7 protein-coding genes are annotated in these 8,466 nt (G+C 63.0%); 5 read left to right on the top strand and 2 right to left on the bottom strand.

Going from position 1 to position 8,466, the window contains the following annotated elements; genetic code table 11:
* Positions 1-158: 158 nt before the first annotated feature.
* Together PAN31117_RS26700 and PAN31117_RS26695 are read right to left on the bottom strand one after the other, a co-directional pair.
* Positions 159-959 (bottom strand): basic amino acid ABC transporter substrate-binding protein, encoded by an 801-nt coding sequence (locus tag PAN31117_RS26700; protein WP_150740855.1) that lies wholly within the window; start codon positions 957-959, stop codon positions 159-161.
* 83 nt (positions 960-1,042) lie between these two features.
* Positions 1,043-1,819: an enoyl-CoA hydratase gene (locus PAN31117_RS26695; RefSeq protein ID WP_150666138.1), complete on the bottom strand. Its 777-nt coding sequence runs from the start codon at positions 1,817-1,819 to the stop codon at positions 1,043-1,045.
* Positions 1,820-2,421: 602 nt separating this feature from the next.
* On the opposite strand from PAN31117_RS26695, the gene paaN reads away from it, so the two are divergent.
* The 5 genes from paaN to paaK all read left to right on the top strand — a co-directional run bounded on the left by paaN (position 2,422) and on the right by paaK (position 8,314).
* A complete protein-coding gene (gene paaN, locus PAN31117_RS26690) occupies positions 2,422-4,116 on the top strand; it encodes a phenylacetic acid degradation protein PaaN (protein WP_150740854.1) in 1,695 nt (564 codons plus the stop codon).
* A gap of 172 nt (positions 4,117-4,288) precedes the next feature.
* Positions 4,289-5,491, top strand: a complete 1,203-nt coding sequence (gene pcaF, locus PAN31117_RS26685) for a 3-oxoadipyl-CoA thiolase (RefSeq protein ID WP_150740853.1) — start codon at positions 4,289-4,291, stop codon at positions 5,489-5,491.
* Positions 5,492-5,532: 41 nt separating this feature from the next.
* Complete coding sequence (gene paaG / locus PAN31117_RS26680; RefSeq protein WP_150740852.1) at positions 5,533-6,315, top strand: 2-(1,2-epoxy-1,2-dihydrophenyl)acetyl-CoA isomerase PaaG; 783 nt, start codon at positions 5,533-5,535, stop codon at positions 6,313-6,315.
* A 148-nt stretch (positions 6,316-6,463) separates the two neighbouring features.
* Positions 6,464-6,919, top strand: a complete 456-nt coding sequence (gene paaI, locus PAN31117_RS26675) for a hydroxyphenylacetyl-CoA thioesterase PaaI (RefSeq protein ID WP_370855794.1) — start codon at positions 6,464-6,466, stop codon at positions 6,917-6,919.
* Between the two features lie 99 nt (positions 6,920-7,018).
* Complete coding sequence (paaK, locus tag PAN31117_RS26670; RefSeq protein WP_046289894.1) at positions 7,019-8,314, top strand: phenylacetate--CoA ligase PaaK; 1,296 nt, start codon at positions 7,019-7,021, stop codon at positions 8,312-8,314.
* Positions 8,315-8,466: the final 152 nt, after the last annotated feature.

Below are 8,466 nucleotides of genomic sequence, written 5' to 3'. Positions count from 1 at the left end.
TCGCTGTCGTTGCGAGAGACGGAATATTAGTGAAAACCCGGAACCCTGGCAAGCACTTTGTGAAAATAATTTGAAAACCCATGAAAAAGCCCCGTCGTGACGGGGCTTTTTCATTTCATACAGCGCCTGCCAGCGGTGTATGCCAGGCGACTTCGGGGTCACTTCTTACCAAAGTACCGCTCGTAGATAGCGTCATACGTACCGTCCGCCTTGATCGCATCGACCCCCTTGTTGATCTTGGCCAGAAGCTCGGCATCGCCCTTGCGCACCGCAATGCCGTAGTACTCCTTCGGGAAGCTGCTGTCAGCGACCGTACGAAGCTTGGCATTCGGATTATTCGCAATGAAGTTCACCACGACACCGTTGTCTGCGACCACCGCATCAACGCCACCCGCTTCGAGTTCCTTCATCGCCAGCGGCGTGCCTTCGAAACGTTTGACCGACGGATTATTCTTGCCCATCAGTTTCTGCACGACTTCGTCGCCGGTCGTCGCGGTTTGCACGCCCACCTTCATTGACTTCAGATCGTCGAACTTCTGCACGGTCGAGTTCACCGGCACGGCGATAAGTTGCGATGCTTCAAAGTAAGGCTTCGAAAAATCCATCTGCTTGCTACGTTCGTCCGTGATCGTGATCGCGGAGATCAGGATATCGCGGTCGCCCTGCACCAGCGAATTGAAGATGCCTTCGAACGGCGTATTGATAAAGCGGATGGAGATGCCCGCCTTATCGGCGACGGCTTTCATCACATCGATATCGAAACCGGCAATCTGCCGGGTATCGGTTTCGAATTCGAACGGCGCATAGGCGGCGTCCGATCCGACGACGTACACAGGTTGCGAGCCGTCCGGCCCGACCGACCGGCCCGCAGCCGATTCTTCCTTCTTCCCGCAGGCACTCAACAGCAGCCCCGAAGCCACCACAAAGGCCAGCGCAAATGCACGTCGTTTCATCGACATCGTTTCGTCCCTTGCTGAAAAAACCGGCAGACTATCATAGGACGACCTCCCCAACGGTGGCCGTCCCGGCTTTTCGCAACAGTTCAGCGATGCTTGAAAACCGGCTTGCGCTTCTCGACGAACGCCGCCATGCCTTCCTTCTGGTCTTCCAGCGCGAAGAGCGAATGGAACATGCGACGCTCGAATTGCACGCCCTCGTCGAGGGTCGATTCGAAAGCGCGGTTGACGGCTTCCTTTGCGGCCATGACGACCGGCAGCGAATATTCACAGATGGTGTTGGCTGCGCCGATCGCCTCGTCGAGCAACTTGTCGAGCGGCACGATGCGCGAGACGAGACCGGCGCGCTCAGCTTCGGTGGCGTCCATGAAGCGCGCGGTCAGGCACATATCCATGGCCTTAGCCTTCGACACGGCACGCGTGAGACGCTGTGTACCGCCCGCGCCCGGGATCACCCCAAGCTTGATCTCGGGTTGTCCGAACTTTGCGTTGTCCGCAGCGATGATGAAGTCACACATCATGGCCAGTTCGCACCCGCCGCCGAGCGCGAATCCCGACACGGCAGCGATGACCGGCTTGCGGATGCGGCGCACCGTCTCCCAGTTGCGCGTGATGTAGTCGCCCTTGAAAACGTCGGCGAACGTGTACTTGGACATCATGCCGATGTCGGCGCCGGCGGCGAACGCCTTCTCGCTCCCGGTGATCACCATGCAACCGATGGCTTCGTCGGCATCGAAAGCGGTGAGTGCAGCGCCCAGCTCGTCCATCAGCGCGTCGTTCAGCGCGTTGAGCGCTTTCGGACGATTCAGCGTGATCAGACCGACGCGGCCGCGCGTTTCCACCAGAATGTTCTCGTACGTCATCCTCTTACTCCTCCAGTCAAAGTCTCGTCTTGTGATTCGGGGGTCAGCGATGACCCGGGCCCGACACCCGGGCCACCGCCAGAAACAGATAAGGCGATGGGCGCGCCATCGGTTTGCAACGGCGCTGCGGCGCTCTGCGTGGGCCTGGGTGTGCGGCTCGCGGGGCGTCGACTGCAGTGGTTAGGCATGATGCCATCGTTCCCCCGGGCACGCACCTTTCGTTCCGCAACGCAGATCAGAGGCCGCAAGTCGTCCAATGTCGGGACAAAGTCCGAGAAATCGGAAGCGAAAGCCACTGGCATCCGACCATGAATCCCGCGAACGGGCCGCCCGCCCTGGGCTCGCCACGCCCGCTTCCGTCACACAGCTCGCATGCGCGGATCCGTCGGGGAAAACCCGGCATCATCGTGTGCCACGCCCGGAAGATTTGGTGCTATATTAACAAACCAACCGGTCGGTTAATTAATATTGACGTCGAACCAACGACAGCTATTAGTCAGACGACCCGGTGCCGTCCTCTGCGTCTTGCCGCGCGAGCCACGAACTTGTCGGCAAGACAGCAAATCCGCCAGCCGCATCCCGACACGGACAGATCCACAACCATGACTCATCCCCTCTTCGCCAAACACCAAGAGACTCTCGAGCGCGCCCTTCAGGCCATCGCCACGCGTGGTTACTGGAGCCCGTTCACGGAAATGCCGAGCCCGCGCGCGTATGGCGAGACGGCCGCCGCCGACGGCGAAGCCGCTTTCAAACAGTATCTGAACGCCGCCTTCCCGCTGGAGCAGCGCGGCAGCACGGGCAGCGTCGGCCAGGAAGCCTCGCCGTTCGGCTTTGCGCTCGGCACGACCTACCCCGGATTCGAAATCGACGCCCTGCTCGCCCGCGTGAAGGACGCCCACAAGTCGTGGCGCGCCGCTACGCCGGATGCCTGGGTCGGCGTCTCGCTCGAAATCCTCAAGCGCCTGAACGCACGTAGCTTCGAAATGGCCAACGCCGTAATGCACACGACGGGTCAGGCTTTCATGATGGCGTTCCAGGCCGGTGGCCCCCACGCGCAGGATCGCGGTCTCGAAGCCGTGGCCTACGCATGGGATGAACTTCGCCGCATTCCCGCAGACGCCTACTGGGAAAAGCCGCAGGGCAAGAACCCGCCGCTGGCGATGGAAAAGCGTTACACCGTCGTGCCGCGCGGCGTGGCGTTGGTGCTCGGCTGCTGCACGTTCCCCACCTGGAACGGCTATCCCGGCCTGTTCGCCAGCCTCGCGACCGGCAATGCCGTCGTCGTCAAACCGCATCCGGGTGCCATCCTACCGCTCGCCATCACCGTGAAGATCGCGCGTGAAGTGCTTAAGGAAGCAGGCTTCGATCCGGATGTCGTCACGCTCGCCGCCACCAACCCGAACGACGGCGCCATCGTCCAGCAACTCGCGAAGCGCGACGAAGTGCGCGTGATCGATTTCACCGGCAGCACTGCCAACGGCGACTGGCTGGAAGTCAACGCGCGTCAGGCGCAGGTCTACACCGAGAAGGCCGGTGTGAACCAGATCGTGATCGACTCGACGGACGACCTCAAGGGCATGGCCCGCAACATCGGTTTCTCGCTCGCGCTGTACTCGGGCCAGATGTGCACCGCCCCGCAGAACATCTACATCCCGCGCGACGGCATTCAGACGCCGGACGGCAAGGTCTCATTCGACGAAGTTGTGGCCGCCATTGCCGGTAGCGTTCAGAAGACGTGCAGCGATCCGGCCAAGGCCGTCGAACTGCTCGGCGCGATCCAGAACGAAGGCGTCCTCGCCCGCATCGACGAAGCCCGCAAGGTCGGCCGTGTGGTACTCGACAGCCAGACGCTCGAACACCCGGCCTTCGCCGGTGCACGCGTGCGCACGCCGCTGATCGTCGCACTCGACGTCGCCGACGAAGCCACCTACACCCGCGAATGGTTCGGCCCGGTCACGTTCGTGATCGCCGTCGATAGCAGCGAGCAAGCCTTCGCGTTGGCCGGACGCACCGCTGCGCAACACGGCGCCCTCACGCTGTCGGCCTACACGACGACGCCGCAAGGCGAAGCACTGGCGCTCGACGCCGCCATCGAAGGCCGCGTAGCGCTGTCGCTCAACCTGACCGGTGGCGTGTTCGTCAACCAATCGGCGGCTTACTCGGACTACCACGGCACGGGCGGCAACCCGGCGGCAAACGCCAGCCTGGCCGATGCGGCCTTCGTCGCCAACCGCTTCCGCGTCGTGCAAAGCCGCCACCATGTGCCGGCCAAGTCCGAAGCGGGCGCTGCCTGACTCGCATCCAACCGAGTCACATCTATATATAGAGAGGACGGGAAACCCCTCACGCGAATGCGACGGTAAGTCACTACCATAGTCACTCACCGTCGCAAGGCCACCTGGGCTTCAGCGCATCGACGCCCGCGACCGACCTTCCCGCCACAAGCCAAGACAGGAACGAGACACCATGACCGAAGCCTTCATCTGCGACGCGATCCGCACTCCCATCGGCCGTTACGGCGGTGCATTGAAGGACGTTCGCGCCGACAACCTCGGTGCGATCCCCCTCAAGGCGCTGATGGCGCGCAACCCGAACGTCGACTGGACGCTGATCGACGACGTTATTTACGGCTGCGCCAATCAGGCAGGTGAAGACAACCGCAACGTCGCCCGGATGGCGTCGCTGCTTGCCGAGTTGCCCATCGACGTGCCGGGCGCAACGCTCAACCGTCTGTGCGGCTCGGGCATGGACGCCATCGGCACCGCCGCGCGCGCCATCAAAGCGGGCGAAGCCGGACTGATGATCGCGGGCGGCGTCGAATCGATGACGCGCGCGCCGTTCGTGATGGGCAAGGCCGACAGCGCGTTCTCGCGTCAGGCCGCCATTTTCGACACGACCATCGGCTGGCGCTTCATCAACCCGCTGATGAAGGCTCAGTACGGCGTCGACTCGATGCCGGAGACGGCGGAGAACGTGGCCGACGACTTCAAGATCAATCGCGAAGATCAGGACCGCTTTGCTTTGCGTAGCCAGGAAAAGGCCGCCCGCGCGCAAGCCGACGGCACGCTCGCACAGGAAATCACGCCGGTGTCGATCGCCCAGAAGAAGGGCGACGCCATCGTCGTCGAACATGACGAACATCCGCGCGCCACGAGCATGGAAGCGCTGGGCAAGCTCAAGGGTGTGGTTCGCGCGGACGGCACCGTCACCGCCGGCAACGCCTCCGGCGTGAACGACGGCTCGTGCGCCCTGCTGCTGGCTAGCGAAAGCGCCGCCAAGCTGCATGGCCTCACGCCGCGTGCCCGCGTGCTCGGCATGGCGACCGCCGGCGTCGCACCGCGCATCATGGGCATCGGCCCGGCCCCGGCCACGGTCAAGCTGCTCAAGCAACTGAACATGACGCTCGACCAGTTCGACGTCATCGAACTGAACGAAGCGTTCGCCAGCCAGGGCCTGGCCGTGCTGCGTCAACTCGGCCTCGCCGATGACGACGCCCGCGTGAACCCGAACGGCGGCGCGATCGCGCTGGGCCATCCGCTGGGTGCCTCGGGCGCGCGTCTGGTGACGACGGCGATGTATCAGCTCCACCGCACTGGCGGTCGCTTCGCGCTGTGCACGATGTGCATCGGTGTGGGTCAGGGCATCGCCATCGCCATCGAGCGCGTCTGAGCGACACCCCTTCTATATAGAGCCCCGGAGACAGCCTCCCCATGACCGCCACGATTCAACTGACGCTGCAAGACAACGTCGCCACGATCACGCTCAACCGCCCCGAGAAGCTCAACAGCTTCACGCGGCAGATGCATGCGGAATTGCGCGACGCCCTCGACACTGCGCAGGCACAAGGCGCGCGCGCCATTGTGCTCACCGGTGCGGGCCGAGGCTTCTGCGCCGGGCAAGATCTGGCGGATCTGGACTTCACGCCGGGCGCCTCGACCGATCTCGGCGCGCTGATCGACGAGAACTTCAACCCGCTCGTGCGCAAACTGCGCGCCATGCCGATGCCGGTGATTGCTGCGGTGAACGGCATCGCCGCAGGTGCAGGTGCGAACCTCGCCCTGGCGTGTGACATCGTGCTGGCCAGCGCTTCCGTCAACTTCGTGCAGGCGTTCGTGAAGATCGGCCTCGTACCGGATACCGGCGGCACGTGGTTCCTGCCGCAACGCATTGGCATGGCCCGCGCGATGGGACTGGCGATGCTCGGCGACAAGCTCTCGGCAGAACAAGCCGAACAGTGGGGCCTGATCTGGCGCTGCGTCGACGACGACGCGCTGTTGCCCGAAGCCCAAAAGCTCGCCACGCACCTGGCCACGCAACCCACCAAGGCGCTCGCGACCATCAAGGAAGCGCTTTACGCCTCGGCAACCAACACGCTCGATCAGCAATTGGATCTGGAGCGCGACGGACAACGCTCGCTGGGCGCGTCCTACGACTATGCGGAAGGCGTGAACGCGTTCCTGCAAAAGCGCGCGCCGAAGTTCGAAGGCCGCTGATTGCGGACTAAGCACCGAGCAAGCTGAAGGTACGCAGGACCAAGGAAACGCAGAACAAGCAGCGACGCACAACGAACGCCAAAACCCCACGCGCCGCGCGAGAGACCACGACATAACAAGGTTAGACGAGACACAAGAGGAACCCCCGATGAGCCAAACCTCCGCCGCCAAAGCCGTCAGTGACATGACGCCGGAAGAACTTGCCCACGCCACGGGCGAGGCGATGTACAGCACCGACCGAGCGAGCCAATGGCTGGGCATGGAGTTGCAGGAAGTGCGCCCGGGATATGCCCGTATGACGATGCGTATTCGTGACGAATTCCTCAACGGTCACGCGATCTGCCACGGCGGCCTGATGTTCACGCTGGCCGATTCGACGTTTGCGTTCGCCTGCAACAGCTACAACGTCGTGACGGTGGCGGCCGGTTGCAGCATCGAGTTCCTCAAGCCGGTCTCGGGCGGCGACACGCTCACCGCGGAAGCGCAGGAGCAGGTGCTCTCCGGGCGTCATGGCATTTACGACATTCGTTTGACGAACAGCGCCGGTGAAGTGGTGGCGATGTTCCGCGGCAAGTCCGCACAGATCAAGGGCAGCGTCGTCTGACGAGGCTCGGCATTACTCGGCAATACGCGCTCCCGGGCTCGGGCGCGCGCGAGGTTATCAACGTATCAGCGTAAGAAGCAAGACCCCAAGGAGACAGTCATGACCACCGCCTTGCCGCTCGAGCCGATCGAGAAAGCGAGCCTCGACGAACTGCGCGCCCTTCAGCTCGACCGACTGAAGACGACGCTGCGGCATGCCTATGAGAATTCGCCGGTGTATCGCCGGAAGTTCGAAGAGGCCGGCGTCCACCCGGACGAACTGACCTCGCTGGCCGACCTGGCCAAGTTCCCGTTCACGACGAAGCAGGATCTGCGCGACAGCTATCCCTTCGGCATGTTCGCAGTACCGATGGAACAGGTCTCGCGCGTGCATGCGTCCTCGGGCACGACGGGCAAGCCGACGGTCGTGGGCTACACCGCCAACGACATCAGCACGTGGGCCGATCTGGTCGCACGCTCGATTCGCGCCTCCGGTGCGCGTCGCGGTGACAAGGTGCACATCAGCTACGGCTACGGCCTTTTCACGGGCGGTCTCGGCGCACACTACGGCGCAGAACGCGCGGGCCTGACGGTGATCCCGTTCGGCGGCGGTCAGACAGAGAAGCAAGTGCAGCTGATTCAGGACTTCAAGCCGGACATCATCATGGTGACGCCGAGCTACATGCTTGCGATTGCCGACGAACTGGAACGTCAGGGCATCGTGGCGGCGGAGTCGTCGTTGCGCATCGGCATCTTCGGCGCGGAGCCGTGGACGAACGACATGCGCACGGCCATCGAAAAGCGCATGGGCATCGACGCAGTCGATATCTACGGTCTGTCGGAAGTGATGGGCCCGGGCGTGGCGTGCGAATGCGCCGAGACGAAGGACGGTCCGACCATCTGGGAAGATCACTTCTATCCCGAAATCATCGATCCGGAAACGGGTGAAGTGCTGCCCGACGGCGAGTTCGGCGAACTGGTGTTCACGTCGCTCACGAAAGAAGCGCTACCAATCATTCGTTACCGCACGCGCGATCTCACGCGTTTGCTGCCGGGCACGGCGCGCACGATGCGTCGTATGGAGAAGATCACCGGCCGCTCGGACGACATGATGATCATTCGTGGCGTGAACGTCTTCCCGTCCCAGATCGAGGAATTGCTGCTGCGTCAGCCGGTGCTTTCCCCGCACTACCAGATCATTCTGGACAAGGAAGGCCCGATGGACACGATGGCGGTGGACGTCGAAGCGGCTGTCGGATGTGACGACGCGGCTGCGTTGCAAGCGGCCGGCGGCGAACTCAAGCGTGATATCAAGACGCTCATCGGTGTGTCGTGCGCGGTGCGCGTGAAGCCGGTCGGCGGTATCGAACGCTCTGTGGGTAAGGCCCGCCGGGTCGTGGACAAGCGCCCGCGCTAAAGCTCGGGTGGCATCGGCACCATCTCTCGTCAGCATGAAAAAAGCCCGCGACCTTCGCGGGCTTTTTCTTTGACGTTGACCCGTCCTGAAATAGGTTGTCACTTTTTCGATGCATTGAAGGAGAGGCAAATGGAGCAAGGGGTCAAGCGGAC

This window comes from Pandoraea anapnoica (assembly GCF_902459765.1).
Lineage (GTDB): Bacteria > Pseudomonadota > Gammaproteobacteria > Burkholderiales > Burkholderiaceae > Pandoraea > Pandoraea anapnoica.
The sequence above is the reverse complement of the archived record's forward strand: the minus strand, read 5'-3'. Positions and strand labels throughout refer to the sequence as shown.